The organism is Microbacterium sp. Soil_C_42 (assembly GCF_057656735.1).
Window position 1 is genome coordinate 1 of sequence record NZ_JBDGJU010000023.1, and the last position, 16,444, is coordinate 16,444.

General features: G+C 72.0%; 12 protein-coding genes. 8 read left to right on the plus strand and 4 right to left on the minus strand.

Annotated features, from left to right (window positions below; genetic code table 11):
- Positions 1-1,004, plus strand: a 1,004-nt coding sequence (locus tag AC3A46_RS13400) for an SbcC/MukB-like Walker B domain-containing protein (RefSeq protein ID WP_487665630.1), incomplete at its 5' end; no start/stop codon positions are given.
- A gap of 192 nt (positions 1,005-1,196) precedes the next feature.
- Positions 1,197-2,042: an SGNH/GDSL hydrolase family protein gene (locus tag AC3A46_RS13405; protein ID WP_487665631.1), complete on the plus strand. Its 846-nt coding sequence runs from the start codon at positions 1,197-1,199 to the stop codon at positions 2,040-2,042.
- Between the two features lie 153 nt (positions 2,043-2,195).
- On the opposite strand, the gene AC3A46_RS13410 is transcribed toward AC3A46_RS13405, so the two are convergent.
- The gene (locus AC3A46_RS13410) at positions 2,196-2,753 is read right to left on the minus strand and encodes a phosphorylase family protein (protein ID WP_487665632.1); all 558 of its coding nucleotides are present in this window, start codon (positions 2,751-2,753) and stop codon (positions 2,196-2,198) included.
- 68 nt (positions 2,754-2,821) lie between these two features.
- On the opposite strand from AC3A46_RS13410, the gene AC3A46_RS13415 reads away from it, so the two are divergent.
- A complete protein-coding gene (locus tag AC3A46_RS13415) occupies positions 2,822-4,369 on the plus strand; it encodes an MFS transporter (protein ID WP_487665633.1) in 1,548 nt (515 codons plus the stop codon).
- Here the strand turns inward: AC3A46_RS13415 and AC3A46_RS13420 are convergent.
- Entirely contained in the window at positions 4,341-5,825 is a 1,485-nt protein-coding gene (locus AC3A46_RS13420) for a lipase maturation factor family protein (protein WP_487665634.1), read from the minus strand. The genes AC3A46_RS13415 and AC3A46_RS13420 overlap by 29 nt on opposite strands.
- A gap of 4 nt (positions 5,826-5,829) precedes the next feature.
- Positions 5,830-7,290: a phytoene desaturase family protein gene (locus tag AC3A46_RS13425; RefSeq protein ID WP_487665635.1), complete on the minus strand. Its 1,461-nt coding sequence runs from the start codon at positions 7,288-7,290 to the stop codon at positions 5,830-5,832.
- A 263-nt stretch (positions 7,291-7,553) separates the two neighbouring features.
- Here AC3A46_RS13425 and AC3A46_RS13430 point away from each other — a divergent pair, with 263 nt between their 5' ends.
- A complete protein-coding gene (locus AC3A46_RS13430; RefSeq protein ID WP_487665636.1) occupies positions 7,554-8,132 on the plus strand; it encodes a hypothetical protein in 579 nt (192 codons plus the stop codon).
- Positions 8,133-8,181: 49 nt separating this feature from the next.
- On the opposite strand, the gene AC3A46_RS13435 is transcribed toward AC3A46_RS13430, so the two are convergent.
- A complete protein-coding gene (locus AC3A46_RS13435) occupies positions 8,182-10,242 on the minus strand; it encodes an NAD(+) synthase (RefSeq protein ID WP_487665637.1) in 2,061 nt (686 codons plus the stop codon).
- 96 nt (positions 10,243-10,338) lie between these two features.
- Here AC3A46_RS13435 and AC3A46_RS13440 point away from each other — a divergent pair, with 96 nt between their 5' ends.
- From AC3A46_RS13440 to AC3A46_RS13455, 4 genes are all read left to right on the plus strand, one after another.
- A complete protein-coding gene (locus AC3A46_RS13440; RefSeq protein ID WP_487665638.1) occupies positions 10,339-13,968 on the plus strand; it encodes a TM0106 family RecB-like putative nuclease in 3,630 nt (1,209 codons plus the stop codon).
- Between the two features lie 101 nt (positions 13,969-14,069).
- Entirely contained in the window at positions 14,070-14,390 is a 321-nt protein-coding gene (locus AC3A46_RS13445; RefSeq protein ID WP_045296530.1) for a DUF3467 domain-containing protein, read from the plus strand.
- A 218-nt stretch (positions 14,391-14,608) separates the two neighbouring features.
- Positions 14,609-15,169, plus strand: a complete 561-nt coding sequence (locus AC3A46_RS13450) for a hypothetical protein (RefSeq protein WP_487665639.1) — start codon at positions 14,609-14,611, stop codon at positions 15,167-15,169.
- Positions 15,166-16,431: a type III PLP-dependent enzyme gene (locus tag AC3A46_RS13455; protein ID WP_487665640.1), complete on the plus strand. Its 1,266-nt coding sequence runs from the start codon at positions 15,166-15,168 to the stop codon at positions 16,429-16,431. Before AC3A46_RS13450 ends, AC3A46_RS13455 begins: the two co-directional genes overlap by 4 nt.
- The last annotated feature ends 13 nt before the right edge of the window (positions 16,432-16,444 follow it).

Genomic DNA, 16,444 nt, shown 5'->3' on the forward strand with positions numbered 1-16,444 from the left:
CGCACGCCGCCTCGATCCGCGACGCTGGCCGCGCGGTGGTCGACGCCCGCGCCGAGGCGCACCGCGCGGCGCTCCTGGCCGCGCAGGCGCGCACCGACGTCGAAGAGCGAGTCGCAGCATCCGTGTTCGCCGATCCCGACGAGGTCAGCGCCGCCCTTGCCGCACCTCGCGACGTGGAAGCGCTCGCCGAGCGGATCTCGGCGCACGACACGCAGCTCGGCGCGGCGCGGGCACGGATGCTCGAGCTCGAGCTCGAACTCGCGGGCGCGCCGACCGAGCCTGTCGACACCGAGGCGTCGCAGGCGGCTCTCGCGGCCGCCGACGCGGCACGCACCGCGGCGCTCCGCGCAGAGAGCGACGCCCGCACGCTGGTGGCGGGACTCCGCGATCTCGCGATGCAGATCGATCAGGCGTACGCCGGCGTCTCCGCCCGGGCCGCAGATGCCGCCGCCATCGCCCGGCTCGCCGACACCGTCGCCGGGCGCGCCCCCAACACGATGAAGATGGACCTCGAGACGTTCGTGCTCGCCGCCGAGCTCGAAGAGATCGTGGCCGCTGCGAACCTGCGGCTCAGCGACATGTCGTCGGGGCGCTACCGGCTGCAGCACACCGATGCGCGGGCCGCGCGCGGCGCCGCCTCGGGCCTCGGCCTCGAGATCATGGACGCCTTCACCGGCCAGTCCCGCCCGGCCCAGTCGCTGTCGGGCGGCGAGACGTTCCTCGCGTCGCTCGCGCTCGCCCTCGGGCTCGCCGAGGTCGTCACCGCCCGCGCGGGCGGTGTGCGGCTCGACACCCTGTTCGTCGACGAAGGCTTCGGCTCGCTCGACGAGGAGACCCTCGACCTCGCGATGCGCACCCTCGACGAGCTGCGACAGGGCGGGCGCACGGTGGGCGTCATCAGCCATGTCGCCGCGATGAAGGAGCAGCTGCCCGCGCAGCTCGCGGTCGAGGCGACACCGGCCGGGCCGAGCGTCATCCGGCAGGACGCAGCCGCCCGCGTCTGAGCCACGGCTCGGCCCCGCCCATCCCCGCGGCGCTGACGCGGGTCTTCTCCCTCTGTCGCCGGGGCGATGCGCGGGTGTATCGTTCGCGGCAGATCGCTTCCTGGGGGAATCGCGATCCCGCCCGACCGCCGGCGCCCGTCCGGCCGCGGCCGTTCGCCGCGCCCTCTCGTTACGACGACGTACGGAGTCGACATGCGTTCCACCACCCGGGCGCGCCGCGCCCTCGCCGCCTTCGCGGCATCCGCCCTGCTTCTCACCGGCACTCTCAGCGCCGCCTCCGCCGCGCACGCCGCACCTGCGCCGATCACTCGCATGGCCGCGCTGGGGGACTCGATCACCCAGGCGGCGATGACGTGCTCGAGCCTCACGTCGTGTCCGGCCAACAGCTGGTCCACGGGATCCACGACGTCGGTCAACTCGCACCTGCAGCGGCTGCGAGCGGCCGGGTCTACAGGCCTCGTCAACGTCTTCAACGACGCCGTATCGGGCGCGGGATCGTCGGCGCTCCCCGCCCAGGCGCAGACGGCCGCCGGACAGGGGGCCCAGTACGTCACGATCGAGATCGGCGCGATCGACGCCTGCACCCGGACCGTGGCGCAGATGACGTCGGTCGACGCGTTCCGGAGCAGCGTGCAGACGGCGCTCTCCACCCTGGCGGCGAGTCCCGCAGCGCCGGAGATCTTCGTCGCGAGCATCCCGAGTCTGCAGCGCCTCTACGACATCAACAGGTCGAGTCTGTCCGCCCGTCTCGCGTGGTCGCTGCTCGGCACCTGCCAATCGATGCTCGCCAACCCGAGCAGCAGCGCCACCGCCGATGTGCAGCGCCGCACGCTGGTGCAGCAGCGGGTGACCGATTTCAACAAGGTGCTGGAGGCCGCCTGCGCAGCCACCGCGAAATGCCGGTTCGACGGATACGCGGTCGCGAACTATGCGTTCGTGAAGTCCGACATCTCGACGCGCGACTACTTCCACCCGTCGCTGTCGGGCCAGGCGACGCTGGCGAACATCACGTGGGCGAAGACGCAGTGGGTCTCGTGAGGCGCTGAGCCGAGGCATCCATCGCCCGAACGTCAACAGGTCAACCGCGGTTCTGCAGGATCACGGGGGAGGTTCCGGTCCTGTGGAGGCTCGGTTGACCTGTTGAGTCCCGGGGCGGTGAGCGCCGGCGTGCGCCGACCCGGCGAGGAGGGGTCAGACGCCGTAGTCGGCGCGGATGCGGTCGCGCAGCTGGTGGCTGCAGGCGGTTACAGCGGTGCGCCAGTCGGTGATCGCGCCGTCCTGGGCGCGATCCGAGACGGCCTTGAGCACGCGGATCGGCACGCCGAAGCGCTCTGCGACCCAGATGTAAGCGTACGTCTCCATGTCGACGAGGCCGGCGCCGAGTGGACGGATGACCTCCACGGCCTCGGAGTCGTCGACGAAGTGGTCGCCGGTGGCGATCGTCACACCATCCGCGTCGAGCTCGACGCGCGCCGGCAGCGACACGTGCTGGCCGACGATGCCGTCGATGTCGGTGACGTCGTGCTGCACGGCGGCCGAGATCTCGTAGACGGATGCGTCGAGCCGCGCGTCGATCGCCCCCGCGGTGCCGACCACCACGATCTCGTCGTAGGCGGTCGCGTCGAGTGCGCGGGTGAGCGCGTAGGTCGCCTGCAGCTTGCCGGGGCCGGTGACGAGACGGTCGAATCCGTCGAGGTCTTCCGGGAAGGCGACGAGCTCGGAGGCGAGGGCGGCGACGAGGAGTCTCACCCTCCCATCATCTCCCGTGCGCGGGGTTCGCGCCCGCCGCTATGCGGAACAGGGTTAGCCTGGGCGAGATGTCCCCGCCACAGCCGACGCCGCAGAGCTCCTCCAGCAAGGCGCGCGCCGTGCCGGCCACGACCGCCGTCATCCCCCTCTCGCACGGCGCCCGCTGGCGTGCGTTCTGGGTCTGCGTCTCGGTCGCCGCGATCACCATCCTCGACATGACGAAGGTCAACGTCGCACTGCCGTCGATCGGCGAGGTGCTCGGTGCGAGCTCGACGCAGCTGCAGCTGATCGTGTCGGGGTTCGTCCTCACCTTCGGGCTCGTGCTCGTGCCGATGGGCCGCCTGGGTGACCAGCGCTCGCGGCGGACGCTGTTCGTCGTGGGCCTCTCGCTCTACACGGTCACGAGTGTGCTGTGCGCGCTCGCGCCGACCGCCGAGGTGCTGCTGATCGGGCGACTCCTGCAGGGCGTGGCCGCGGGCATCCAGATGCCCCAGGTGCTCGGCATGGCCCAGGAGCTGTTCCAGGGCAAGGAGCGCGCCCGCGCCTTCGGGCTCTTCGGCGCGACGATCGGCATCGCGACGGCCTTCGGCCCGACGCTCGGCGGTCTGCTCATCGCCCTCGGCGGGCCGACGAACGGCTGGCGGCTCATCTTCTGGATGAACGTGCCGCTGTGCCTCATCGCGATCGCCCTCGCGCTGTGGCTGCTGCCCGACACCCGCACGAACTCCCAGCGCAAGGTGCAGCTCGACCCGGTCGGTGTGCTGCTGTTCGGCGCGAGCGTGATCTCGCTCATGTGGCCCTTCCTCTTCACCACCGGCGCGCCCAGCGACAACCCGGCGCGGTGGTGGCTGCTCGTCGCGTTCGCGCTGTTCGCGTCCGCCTTCATCGCGTGGGAGCGTCGCTACGCGAAGCGCGGCCGCAACCCGCTCATCCCGCTCGGCCTGTTCCGCATCACGTCGTATCGCAACGGCACGCTGCTGCAGACGGCGTACTTCACCGCGGCCCCGGCGATGTTCCTCGTCACGACGCTGTACCTGCAGCTCGGCCTCGGGCTCGAGCCGGTGTACGCGGGCATGGTCTCGATCGGGTTCGCACTCGCCTCCGCTGTCACCTCGTGGATCGGCGGCAACCTCGTCAGCACGCACGGCCGCGTGGTCGTGGTGTGGGGTCTCGCCGGCATGCTGCTGTGCGTCGGAGGGCTGGTGCTCGCGGCGCTCTACAGCGACCCCGCGTGGACCCCCTACATCGCCGCCGCGGTCATGACCGTCGGGGGCGCCGGCGGCGGTCTCGTGATCGCCCCGAACCAGGCGCTCACGCTCGGCGACATCCCGGTCAAGCAGGGCGGCCTCGCCGGCTCCGTCGGCCAGCTCGGCCAGCGCATCGGCGCGGCGGTCGGCACGGCGGTCGCGCTGTCGCTGTTCTACGCCGCGATCTACCGTGAGTCCGGCTCCCACGACAGCCTCGTCGTGTACCACGACGCGTACGCCTTCGGGATGCTGTCGGTCGCGGTCTTCCTCGCCCTCGCGTTCCTGGTGGCCATCGTCGACCTCACCGCGCGCCGCACCGCGCGCGAGCGCAAGGCCGCTCTCAGCGGCGCAGGGACGCCGGTCCCATGACCGGGCGCCGCCGGTCGCGCTTCCATCGGGCGTGCGACTGACGGAACTCCGCGCGCGTCGTGAAGCGGTAGCGATACGACACCGCACGCACCCATCGCGGCTTCTCACCCGCGAACGGATCGTGGGCGAGCAGGCGCAGGGTCGCAGCATCCGCTTCCAGAAGCCGCACCAGGAATGCGGTGAACCAGTCGTCGAGCGACCGGCCGAGCGGGAGGAACCACATCAGCCAGTCCAGGCGCAGATGGTACGGCGCGAACTGCCGCGGGATGCGGTGCACCTCGCCGGGCTTGCCCTTGAAGGCGTACTCGTGCCAGGTGGCCGTGTCGGGGTCGTCGTCCATCGTGCCCTCGACGACGATCTCGATGCGCTCCTTGGTGACCGTGCCGAACGCGCCGTAGGCGTTGGCGAGCTGCCACCGGTTGAACGACGCATTCATGAGCTGCCGCCGCGCGAACAGGTTCTGCAGCGGCCACCAGCTGATCACGAGATACAGCACCCCGATCGCGCACGTGATGACGAGCCAGCACACGGGGATCGCGGTGAATACGCCCGGAGCACCGGATGCCGCGCCCTCGCGCCCGGCGCCGATGCCCGGCAGTCCGATGGCCGAGAAGGCGAGCACGATCGTCATCCAGTTGAGCCATGCGAAGTTGCCGGTGACGACGAGCCAGGCCTGCGTCGCGATGACGATCGCGGCCGCCACCGCCCCGACGACGGCGGGCACAGGCCCGGGCACGAACAGGCCGACGAGCGGTGCGAACAGGAACCACGGCACCACCAGCTGCGCGAAGTGGTTGCCGAGCACCTCGCCCTTGTGGAACCAGCGGGGGAGGAGATGCGCCTGGCGGCTGAGCGGCCCCGGCATCGGCTGGGTCTCGTGGTGGTACGTGAGCGCGGTGAGGTCGCGCCACTCGCGGCCGCCGCGGATCTTGATCATGCCCGCGCCGAACTCGAGCCGGAACACCAGCCACCAGAACAGCACGATCACGACCACCGGGGGCGGCTGGTCATCCGAGCCCAGGAACGCCGCGAGGAAGCCGGCCTCGAGCAGCAGCATCTCCCAGCCGAATCCGTAGAAGGTCTGCCCGATGCTCGTGATCGACATGTAGCCGAGCCACAGCGCGAGGAAGCACAGCATCGGCACCCACGGCGGACCGAGCTGCGGGAGGCCGACGACCAGCGTCGCCGCGACTGCGATGCCCGCCCCGCACAGGGCGGCGAGCCTGCGGTCGGTGTACCGGAGGTGGCGGAAGACGGTGGGGCGCAGCATCCGCTGCCCTCTCTTCGAGGTGCGCACCCACTCCAGGAGGTCCGGCGCAGGCAGCAGCCCGCGCTCGCCGAGAAGCGGACGGAACTGGTTCAGCGACGAGACGAAGGCGACGACGAACAGTGCCGCGACGCCCCGCTGCAGCACCTGTCGAGCGAACTCGAAGTCGACGGCGGCGAAGGCGTGCACCCGGTCACGCTCCGAAGAGGTCCCCGAGCTCGAGCCGCCGGCCGCGATCGTGCAGCGCCTGGCGCGCGGCGTACCAGCCCGGCATGCCGGTGACGCCGGGTCCGGGCGGGGTCGACGCCGACGCGAGGTACACGCCCCGCAGCGGCGTGCGCCACGGCGTCGTCGAGACGATGGGGCGCCGGATCGCCTGCGCGAACGTGAAGGCGCCGCCGAGGATGTCGCCGTCGATGTCGGCGGGGTTGTACGCGGCGCGCTGGGCGGCCGTCATCGCGTGGCTCGCGAGGATGCGGTGACGGAATCCCGGGGCGAAGCGCTCGACCTGCCGCACGACGGCCTCGGTGGGGTCGAGCGTCGACCCGGCCGGAACGTGGATGTACGCCCACAGCACGTGCTTGCCGGCAGGAGCGCGCGTGCCGTCGAGCACGCTCGGCTGCACGGTCAGCACGTAAGGCCGGTCGGTCAGTCCGCCCCGCGCCACCGCGTTCTCGCTCGCCTCGACCTCCTCCCGCGTGCCGCCGAGGTGCACGGTGGGGGCCAGAGCGACGTCGGGGTGCGCCCACGGCACGGGTCCGTCGAGGGCGAAGTCGACCTTCGCGGCGGCCGGGCCGTACCGGTACTGTCGCACGGCGTGCGCGTAGCGCGCCGGAAGGTCGGGGTGCGTCAGGAGGAGCCGCGGCGTGGTGTCGAGCAGCAGCAGGTCGCCGGCATCGGGGTCGCCCCAGTCCAGGTCCTCGAGGGTCTGCACATGGTTGCCCGTCTCGACGGCGCCGCCATGCGCCGTCAGGTCGGCCACGAGCGCGTCCGCGATCGCCTGCGAGCCGCCGCGCGGGAACGCCCAGCCGTCGGCCGAGTGACCGTGCGCCGCGAGGAAGAGCCCGGACGCCGCCCCTCCGAGCGACGGCAGCGGGGTGTTCGCGTGCGCGAGCACGCCCGTGAGCAGCGCGTTCGCCTCCTCGGTGCGGAAGGTCTCGCGGCCCAGGCGCGTGCCGAGCTGCAGGGCGCGCAGTCCGAACCGGACGGTGGTGACCGGATGCCGCGGCCACCGCAGCAGCTGGGACCCGGTGAAGTCCACCAACCCGCCGAGGCGACGGCTGAGAGGGCGCAGGACGCCTCGCCATGCGCGGCCGTCGGCGCCGAGGGCATCGGCCGTGCGCTCGATGTCGCGCCACGCGATCGCCGCGCGCCCGCCGTCGAGCGGCTGCGCGTACGAGGCGAGCGGGTGGATCCAGCCGACCCGCTCGTGGATGCCGAACGCCCGGAAGAAGGGCGATGACAGCGCCGCCGGATGCACCGCCGAGCACACGTCGTGGCGGAAGCCGGGAAGGGTGAGCTCCGCAGTGCGGACGCCGCCGCCGATGGTCGCGGCGGCCTCGAGCACGCGTACCTCGTACCCGGCGCGCGCCAGCGCGACCGCGGCCGACAGTCCGTTGGGACCGCTGCCGATCACCGTCGCGCGCCTCGCCATGGGCCCATCCTTCCATCGTCCTGGGACCGTGCGAGGGGGTTGACGCGCCTTCCCGCCGTGCGGAGAGACGGGTGCGTGACGCGACACGCCGGGTGGCAGCATCCGTCAGCGGCGCGTCGACATCGCCGACCCGTGGGTCCGCGCAGGCGACCGGATCGCGGGGACTCGATCGCGGGGAGACGAAGGTGCGTGGCGATCTTCCTCACCGCTCGCCGCCGCGACAGGATGGAGGTGCGGATGGGCCGCGGAGAATGAGGTGGATCATGCAATCGGTGCTTCTCGAGACTCCTGCGGGGATCACGGCCCGGCTCGGCTGGGACCCCAAGCTCCCCGAGCACGACCGCAAGCGCGCGCTCGCCAAGGAGATCGTCGCGACGAAGCTCGGCGTCGATCCGAAGGACGTGCGCGTCGAGCGCGAAGCCCCGCGCACATTCGGATTCCATACCCAGCTGATCGCCGAGGTGGGCGGCGCCGAGGTGCCGCTCAAGATCCGCAACGTCAACTTCCGCGCTGCCACGGTGGTCGCCGTGAGCGACCCGGGCATGTCGCTGGGCCTCGACCTGCGCGACGCCCACCCCGACGACGCCGAGCTGCACCTCATGCAGCGCCACTCGCATCTGCTCGACGAAGCGAACCTCGACAAGCTTCTCGCCCACTGGACGCGGGTACAGGCGGTGCGCGACGCCGACGGGCGCGGTGCGCTCGTCGCACCTGACCACGTGCGCCTCGACAGCCCGCTCACGCGAGGATGGATCCCCGATCGCAAGACCTGGTATCAGCTCGCCGACCTCTCGCGCGACAGCTGGATCATCACGCTCGCCTACACCCAGCCGCCCGCCTGAGAACGGACACCGGGGAGAGCGGATGCCGCGGGCCGCGGCATCCGCTCCGTCAGTCCTTCACGAGATCGGGGAGGGCGGACTTCAGCTCCGCGAGCCACACGCGGGCGTTGCCGTCGGACGGGGCGCGCCAGTCGCCGCGCGGTGACAGCGACCCCGCGGGCGAGACCTTCGGGCCGTTCGGGATCGCGGAGCGCTTGAACTGCGCGAACGCGAAGTAGCGCTTCAGGAACACCTGCAGCCACTTCGCGACCGTGGGCAGGTCGTAGGCGTAGCGGTCCTCGTCGGGGAAGCCGGGGGGCCACGCGCCCGCCTGGGCATCGCCCCACGCGTGGGCGGCGAGGTAGGCGATCTTCGACGGACGGAACCCGTACCGCAGGATGTGGAACAGTGCGAAGTCGTGCAGCGCGTAGGGGCCGATGCGGTCCTCGGTCGACTGCATCTTGCCGTCCTGGCCCATGGGCACGAGCTCGGGCGAGATCTCGGTGTCGAGCACCGACTGCAGCACCTCGGCCTCGCGGTCGTCGACGCCTTCGCGCTCGGAGATCACCCAGCGGATCACGTGCTGGATGAGGGTCTTCGGCACGCCGGCGTTCACCGCGTAGTGGCTCATGTGGTCGCCGACGCCGTAGGTGGCCCAGCCGAGGGCGAGCTCGGACAGGTCGGAGGTGCCGATGACCATGCCGCCGTGGTGGTTGGCGAGGCGGAAGAGGTAGTCGGTGCGCAGACCCGCCTGCACGTTCTCGAACGTGATGTCGTGCACGGGCTCGCCGTCGGCGAAGGGGTGCCCGAGGCGCTCGAGCATCTCGATCGCGAGCGGGCGGATGTCGATCGTCTCGATCGAGGCGCCGACCGATTCGGCGAGGGCGATCGCGTTGGACTTCGTGTGCTCGCTCGTGGCGAAGCCGGGCATCGTGTACGCGAGGATGTCGCTGCGCGGGCGCCCCATCAGGTCCATGGCGCGCGCGACCACGAGCAGCGCGTGGGTCGAGTCGAGTCCGCCGCTCACGCCGATCACCGGCTTCGGGCCGCCGATCGCGCGCATGCGCTGCACGAGTCCCGAGACCTGGATGTTGAACGCCTCGTAGCAGTCCTGCGCGAGGCGCGCGGGGTCGTCGGGCACGAACGGGAACCGGTCGAGCGTGCGGCGCAGCCCCACGTCTGTGCGCGGCGGGTCGAGCCGGAAGTGCACGGTGCGGAACGAGGCATCCGCCCCCGTCGCCCGGCGGTTGTCGTCGAAGGTGCCCTGGCGCAGGCGGTCCTGGCGCAGGCGGTCGAGGTCGACGTCGGCGATCGAGCGGCGCGGACCGTCGGGGAAGCGCTCGGTCTCGACGAGCAGGTTGCCGGCCTCGTAGATCATGGTCTGGCCGTCCCACGAGAGGTCGTTCGTGGACTCGCCGGTGCCCGCCGCGGCGTACGCGTAGGCGGCGAGGCAGCGCAGCGACTGCGACTGGCAGAGGTCCTTGCGGTCTTCCGCGCGCGCGATCGTGATCGGGCTGCCGCTCAGGTTGAGGAGCACCGTGGCCCCCGCGAGCGCCGCGCGCGACGACGGCGGGATCGGGACCCACACGTCCTCGCAGACCTCGGCGTGCACCACGAGGCCCGGGACGTCGAGCGCCTCGAACAGCAGGTCGGGTCCGAACGGCGCCTCGAGTCCGCCGACGCGGATGTCTTGGCCCGCCTGGTCATCGCCCGGTGCGTACCAGCGGCGCTCGTAGAACTCGCGGTAGGTCGGCAGGTAGGACTTCGGTGCGACGCCCAGCAGCTCTCCGCGGTGGATCACGACGGCGCAGTTGTAGAGGCGGTTGCGGTGGCGCAGCGGCGCGCCGACGACGAGCACCGGGAGCAGGTCGACGGATGCCTCGACCAGCCCCTCGATCGCGGCGACGACCGCGTCGAGAACGGGGTCCTGCATGACGAGGTCGTCGATCGCATAGCCGGTCAGGCACAGCTCGGGGAAGACCGCGACGGCGACCGCGTCGGCATCGCACACGCGCGCGGCCTCGAGCACGGCGTCGGCATTGGCGGCGGGGTCGGCGATCTCCACCGGGATCGTGCACGCGGCGACGCGGGCGAACCCGTGCCGGTACGCGCTGTCGAAGGGCAGGCTCATGGGGTCAAGTCTGGCAGGTGGGGCATGGGGGCGGAGGTGGGGCATGGGGCAGAGGTGTCGGGGGGCGCGGCTATCGTCGTGGAAGAAGGGCGGGGTATGCGATACATCGAGGACGAAGGCCGGATCGTCTGGAGCGCGAGCGATCTCAAGACCGCCGCGGAGTGCGAGTTCGCGTGGCTGCGCGCGATCGACGCGCGGCTCGGGCGCGTCGCCGCGGTCGAAGACCCGGAAGACCTGACTCTCGAGCGCGCGGGACGCCTCGGCACGGTGCACGAGCGTCGGGTGCTCGCCGACTACATCGAGCGCTACGGGGATCGCGTGGTCGAGATCCCCGAGACGCGATCGTCGGATGCTGCGGCCCTCGCCGACGCGGTCGCCCAGACGAACGCCGCCCTCGCCTCGGAGGCCGAGGTCGTCTACCAGGCCGCGTTCTCGACCGAGTCGTTCGTCGGTTTCGCGGACTTCCTCGTCCGCGACGACGCCGGGCGCTGGCTCGTGCAGGACACCAAGCTCGCGCGCCACGCCCGCGTGACCGCGCTCATGCAGCTGGCCGCATACGTCGACCAGCTCGACCGCCTCGGGGTCGCGCGCTCCGGCCGGGTGCAGCTGCTGCTCGGCGACGGCAGCGTCAGCGAACACGAGGTCGACGATCTGCTGCCCGTGTTCGCGCTGCGGCGCGAACGGCTCGCCGCGCTCATCGCGGACCGCCGCCTCGACCTCCGAGCGGCGGGGGAGCCGATCGCGTGGGGCGACCCGCGGGGCGAGCTCGGCGTCGTCGCGTGCGGGCGCTGCGCGACGTGCGACGCGGAGGTCGTGGCATCGCGCGATCTGCTGCTCGTGGCGGGGATGCGCCCCGTGCAGCGCGAGCGGCTGCGCGCCGCCGGCATCGAGACGATCGAGCAGCTCGCCGGGGCGCCGGGCGGGCCGGCGGGCATGAATCCCGACGTGTTCGCGTCGCTGCGCACGCAGGCGCGCCTGCAGCTCGAGAGCCCGGCGGGCACCCCGCCGCTCATCGCGCCGAAGCCCGTGCCGCACGAGGTCGTCGTGGCGGAGAGCGCGCTCGCCACGGACGGCGCCTCGGTCGCCCAGGCGACGGTGGCGGCCGTGCTGGAGGCTCCTGTGGCAGTTCCTGCTCCGCCGATCCCGGTGTTCGAGGTCGTCGCCCCCCAGGCGCTCGGCGCGCTTCCGCGGCCCGACCACGGCGACCTGTTCTTCGACTTCGAGGGCGACCCGCTGCACACCGAGCCGCCGACGCCGGGGGAGCCCACGCAGTGGGGCATCGACTACCTGTTCGGGTGGGTCGACACCCGCGAGCAGTACACCGCGCTGTGGGCGCACTCGTTCGCCGACGAGAAGCGGGCGCTCGAGACGTTCCTCGACATCGTGCACCTCCGCCGGCAGCAGTTCCCCGGCATGCACATCTACCACTACGCGCCGTACGAGCCGACGCACCTGCTCGCGATGGCGGCGCGCCACGGCGTGCGCGAGGCCGACGTCGACCGCCTCCTGCGCGACGGCGTGTTCGTCGACCTGTACCCGATCGTGCGCCGGGCACTGCGCGTCGGCTCCCGCTCGTACTCGATCAAGAAGCTCGAGCCGCTCTACATGGGCGACGAGGTGCGCACGAGCGACGTGCAGAAGGGCGACGACTCGATCGTCCGCTACGTCGAGGCGCGTGCGCTGCAGGCCGACGGCGCCGAGGCCGAGGCAGGCCTCGTGTTCGACGACCTCGCCGACTACAACCGCTACGACTGCGTCTCGACCCGGCGCCTGCGCGACTGGCTCGTCGACCGTGCGCGCGAGGCGCAGCTCGTGCCGTCGCCGAACCCCGAGCCCGACGAGCGGGCGTACGAGCCGTCGCCGCGCGCGACGCTGCTCGACGCGCTCGCCCTCGCTCACCCCGACGACTCGGTGGCCGCGCGCTCGCTGCGGCTCGGCGCTGCGGCGATCGACTACTACCCGCGCGAGGCGAAATCGTTCTGGGCCACGCACTTCCTGCGGCTGCGCGAGCCCGTCTCGCTGTGGGACGAGACCCGCGACGTCGTCGCGATCGATCCCGCGCGCAGCGTCGTGCGCGAGGACTGGCACTTCCTCGAGAGCGGCAAGGGCGGTGAGCGGCGCATCGTCGAGCTGCGGGGCGACCTCGCCCCCGGCACGCGGATCAGCGAGGGCACGAACCCGTTCGCGCTGTACGAGCTGCCCGCACCGTTCCCGTTCGAGGCGTCGCCGCGGTGGATCCACGCGTACCGGTCGGTGGCCGTCGTCGAGGTGCTCGACGACGGCGCGGTGATCGAAGAGACCGCGGTCGACGGAGTGACCTGGAGCGAACTGCCCCTCGCGCTCACCCCGCAGGCGCCGCCCGCCGCCGGCAACCAGCAGAAGGCGATCGACGCGTGGGCCGACGCCGTCATCGCGGCGGCGCCGGAGCTTCCGGCCGATCCGGCCACCGACATCCTGTGCCGTCGTCCGCCGCGCACCCTCACGGGAACCCTTCCCGCGGTGGGCGACGACCCGGTCGACGCCATCGCCCGCGCCGTGCGCGACCTCGACCGCAGCTACCTCGCCGTGCAGGGCCCGCCGGGAACCGGCAAGACGTACGTCGGCTCCCACGTGATCGCCCGCCTCGTGCGCGACCACGGGTACAAGGTCGGCGTGGTCGCCCAGGGGCACGCGACCATCGAGCACCTCCTGGACCGCGTCATCGCGGCGGGGGTGCCGGCGGTCCAGGTGGGCAAGGCGCCGAAGGACGCGACGGCCGGGCACGGGTTCACCGTGCTCCCCAAGAACGGCGTGGCTGCCTTCACGGCCGAGCACGAGGCATCCGGTTACGTCATCGGCGGCACCGCGTGGGACTTCAGCCACGAGGGCCGCGTGCCGCGCGGGAGCCTCGACCTCCTCGTCGTCGACGAGGCCGGCCAGTTCTCGCTCGCGTCGACGATCGCGGTGTCGCTCGCCGCGCCCCGGCTGCTGCTGCTCGGCGATCCGCAGCAGCTGCCGCAGGTGAGCCAGGGCACGCACCCCGCTCCCGTCGACACGTCGGCGCTCGGCTGGGTGATGGACGGCGCCGACGTCATCCCGCCCGAGTACGGGTACTTCCTCGCCCAGACCCGGCGGATGCGACCCGAGGTCGCGGCGCCCGTGTCGACGCTGTCGTATCGCGGCGCGCTCGAGGCGCACCCCTCGACGGCGCTGCGGCGCCTCGGCGGCGTCCCCGCGGGCCTCGTGCCGATCGCGGTGCGCCACCACGGCAACGCCACGCAGTCGCTCGAAGAGGCTGCGGAGGTCGCCCGCCTGGTCACCGATCTGATCGGACGGGAGTGGACGGATGCCGCCACCTCCGACACGGACGGCTCCTCGGTCGCGGTGCCGCCGCGGCCGCTCGAGCAGCAGGACCTCATCGTCGTCACGCCGTACAACGCGCAGCAGGTCGCAGTCGAGGCGGCTCTCGCCGCAGCAGGATTCCCCGATGTGCCCGTCGGCACGGTCGACAAGTTCCAGGGCAAGGAGGCCGCCGTCGCGATCGTGTCGCTGGCGGCTTCCAGCGGGCGCGACGCCCCGCGGGGGCTCGAGTTCCTGCTGCTGCGCAATCGCCTCAACGTCGCCATCTCGCGCGCGATGCACACGGCGTACGTCGTGTACTCGCCGGGGCTCCTCGACGACCTGCCCTACACCCCTGAGGGCGTGGCCCGACTGAGCGGTTTCGCACGGCTGGTCGGCCGGGGCTGAGGCCCGCGTAGACTCGCGCACACGTCGAACACGTCGCACACGACAGCCCCCGAGCGTCTCGCACCGGTCAGGGACGAGACACCCGCCGAACAGGAGCCCGCATGGCCGACGACGCCTCGCAGCAGTTCGAGATCGACCTCCCGCCCGAGCTCATCGGCGGCAACTACGCCGACTTCGCGAACGTCTGGCACACGCCGACGGTGTTCGTGATGGACTTCCTCACCCTCGCACAGCCGCCGCGCGAGCAGGTCGACGCCGAGACCGGCCAGCGCCACACGGTCGTCCCGGCGCGCGTGGTCAGCCGCATCCGCATCCCACCCGACCAGGTGTTCGAGCTCGCGAAGGCACTGACCCAGCAGCTGGAGTTCTGGGAGCGGGAGACCGGTCGTCGCAACCCGCAGGAGCCCCCGCTCGGCGACTGACGCGGCGCGCGGGCCGCGCGTTCGAGAGGTGGATCGGTACACCGCCCCCGTGGCCGAAGTCAACCCCTTTGGACGGAAAATTCCGGCCACGTAGCCTTGCCACGCGTCGTAAAAAGCGCACTGGCGCGGTATCCGTTCGGCGAGGGGCGGATGCCGCGCCGTCGCATCTCCGGTATCACGGTCTGCGCTCGCTCCTCTGACACACGGAGGAGGACGACATGACCACGATCGACCAGCCGCTCGCGACGATCGCGACCACGCATGAGGCGGCAGTCCAGACCCCGACGACGCAGGATGCTGCGCCCCGGAGCCGCGGGATCGTCTTCTGGATCGTCCGCTACCTGCCCGCCGAGATCGCCGGAACCGCCGCGATGGTGGTCGCGGGACTCCTCGCCACGCTCGGGACCGACGCGGCGCCGCTCATCGCCGTGGCGGCCCTCCTCGGCGAGATCATCGGCTTCTATGCCGTGCTCGCGGTCACGATCTACATCGAGCAGGCGCGCGTCTCGGTGACACGCCGACGGGCTGTCGGCCGCACCGCGGTGCTGCTGGTGGCGGAGTTCGGCGCGGCCGAGCTGCTCGACACCTTCCTGGTGCGCCCGGCGGCACTGATGCTCGGCGTGTGGCTCATCCCCGATCCGCTGTGGGGCATGCTCGCCGGCAAGATCGCCGCCGACATCGTGTTCTACGCGATCGCCGCCGGCGCCTTCACCGTCACCGCCCGGACCGGCCTGCGCGACGCACGCCGCTCCTCGGGCGCGAAGGAGGTGCCGACGTGAACCTCGCAGCGCTCCGGCGTGAGCCCCGCACGACCCGGGCGTTCGAGAGCAGGCGCCGGGACGAGGCATCCGCTCTGCTGTCGTCCGTCGCGGCTCGCGCGGCCCTCGCGCTGCACGGCACACCGCTGCTGCTGCTTGACCCGGAGCGCGTGCGCCGGCAGTACAGGCACCTGCGCAATGCGCTGCCGTTCGTCGGGTTCCACTACGCGGTCAAGGCGCTTGCCCACGACACCGTGCTCGACGTCCTCGACGATGCCGGCTGCGGGTTCGACGTGGCGACCGGCGAGGAGCTGGCGATGCTGACGCGACGCGGCGTCGCGGCATCCCGCATCATCCACACGCACCCGATCAAGAAGCCCGCCGAGATCGCCGAGGCGCTGGCCGCGGGGGTGCGCACCTTCGTTGTCGACAACGACGTCGAGATCGAGAAGTTCCGCGGTGCGCCGAGCGACACGCGGCTGCTCGTGCGTCTCGCCTACCGCAGCCCGCACGCGAAGAGCGACCTGTCGAGCAAGTTCGGCGTCGGGCCGTTCGAGGCGGCGCATCTCGTCGAGCGTGCGCATGCTGCGGGCATCACGGTGGCCGGCTTCAGCTATCACGTGGGCAGCCAGCTGGACGATCCGGCCCGCTTCGCCACGGCCGCCGCCGACACGCTCGAGCTCATGGGCATCCTCGAGCGGCGCCTCAACGTGCAGTTCGACACCCTCGACATCGGCGGCGGCTTTCCGGCGTCGTACGACTCCGAGTCGGCGGCCGTCGAAGACGTCGCCGCCGTGCTCCGTCCGGTGCTCGAGCCGCACGCGCGGAAGCTCGACATCATCGCCGAGCCCGGCCGGGTGATGGTGGCCGACGCGATGACCCTGGTCACGAGCGTCGTGGGCATCGCCGAGCGCGGCGACGGTCGCTGGTACTACCTGGACGACGGGCTCTACGGCTCCTACTCGAACGTCCTCACCGAGGACGTGCACCCGCTCGTGTTCGCCGAGCGCGATCTCACGGGCACGCCGGACGCGGCGAACCACCGCTGGGCGACCCTCGCAGGCCCGACCTGCGATTCGTCGGACGTGATCGCGCGCGAGGTGCTGCTGCCCGACCTGGCGGTCGGCGACCTGCTGGTGAGTCCGACGATGGGTGCGTACACGACGGTCACCGCGACACGCTTCAACGGACGCCCGCTCACACCCGTCGCCGTGGTCGGTCGCGGTGCGACGACCGCCGAGGTCGCCGTGGCGTCGGACGTGCGCCGCGTGCCGATCGTGTGATCGTGCGGATGTC

Bases quoted from the DNA above. Each gene is read 5' to 3' on its own strand.
- AC3A46_RS13425 (WP_487665635.1), bottom strand. From the start codon at position 7,290: ATGGCGAGGCGCGCGACGGTGATCGGCAGCGGTCCCAACGGACTGTCG.
- AC3A46_RS13405 (WP_487665631.1), top strand. From the start codon at position 1,197: ATGCGTTCCACCACCCGGGCGCGCCGCGCCCTCGCCGCCTTCGCGGCA.
- AC3A46_RS13450 (WP_487665639.1), top strand. From the start codon at position 14,609: ATGACCACGATCGACCAGCCGCTCGCGACGATCGCGACCACGCATGAG.
- AC3A46_RS13445 (WP_045296530.1), top strand. From the start codon at position 14,070: ATGGCCGACGACGCCTCGCAGCAGTTCGAGATCGACCTCCCGCCCGAG.
- AC3A46_RS13435 (WP_487665637.1), bottom strand. From the start codon at position 10,242: ATGAGCCTGCCCTTCGACAGCGCGTACCGGCACGGGTTCGCCCGCGTC.
- AC3A46_RS13440 (WP_487665638.1), top strand. From the start codon at position 10,339: ATGCGATACATCGAGGACGAAGGCCGGATCGTCTGGAGCGCGAGCGAT.
- AC3A46_RS13415 (WP_487665633.1), top strand. From the start codon at position 2,822: ATGTCCCCGCCACAGCCGACGCCGCAGAGCTCCTCCAGCAAGGCGCGC.
- AC3A46_RS13430 (WP_487665636.1), top strand. From the start codon at position 7,554: ATGCAATCGGTGCTTCTCGAGACTCCTGCGGGGATCACGGCCCGGCTC.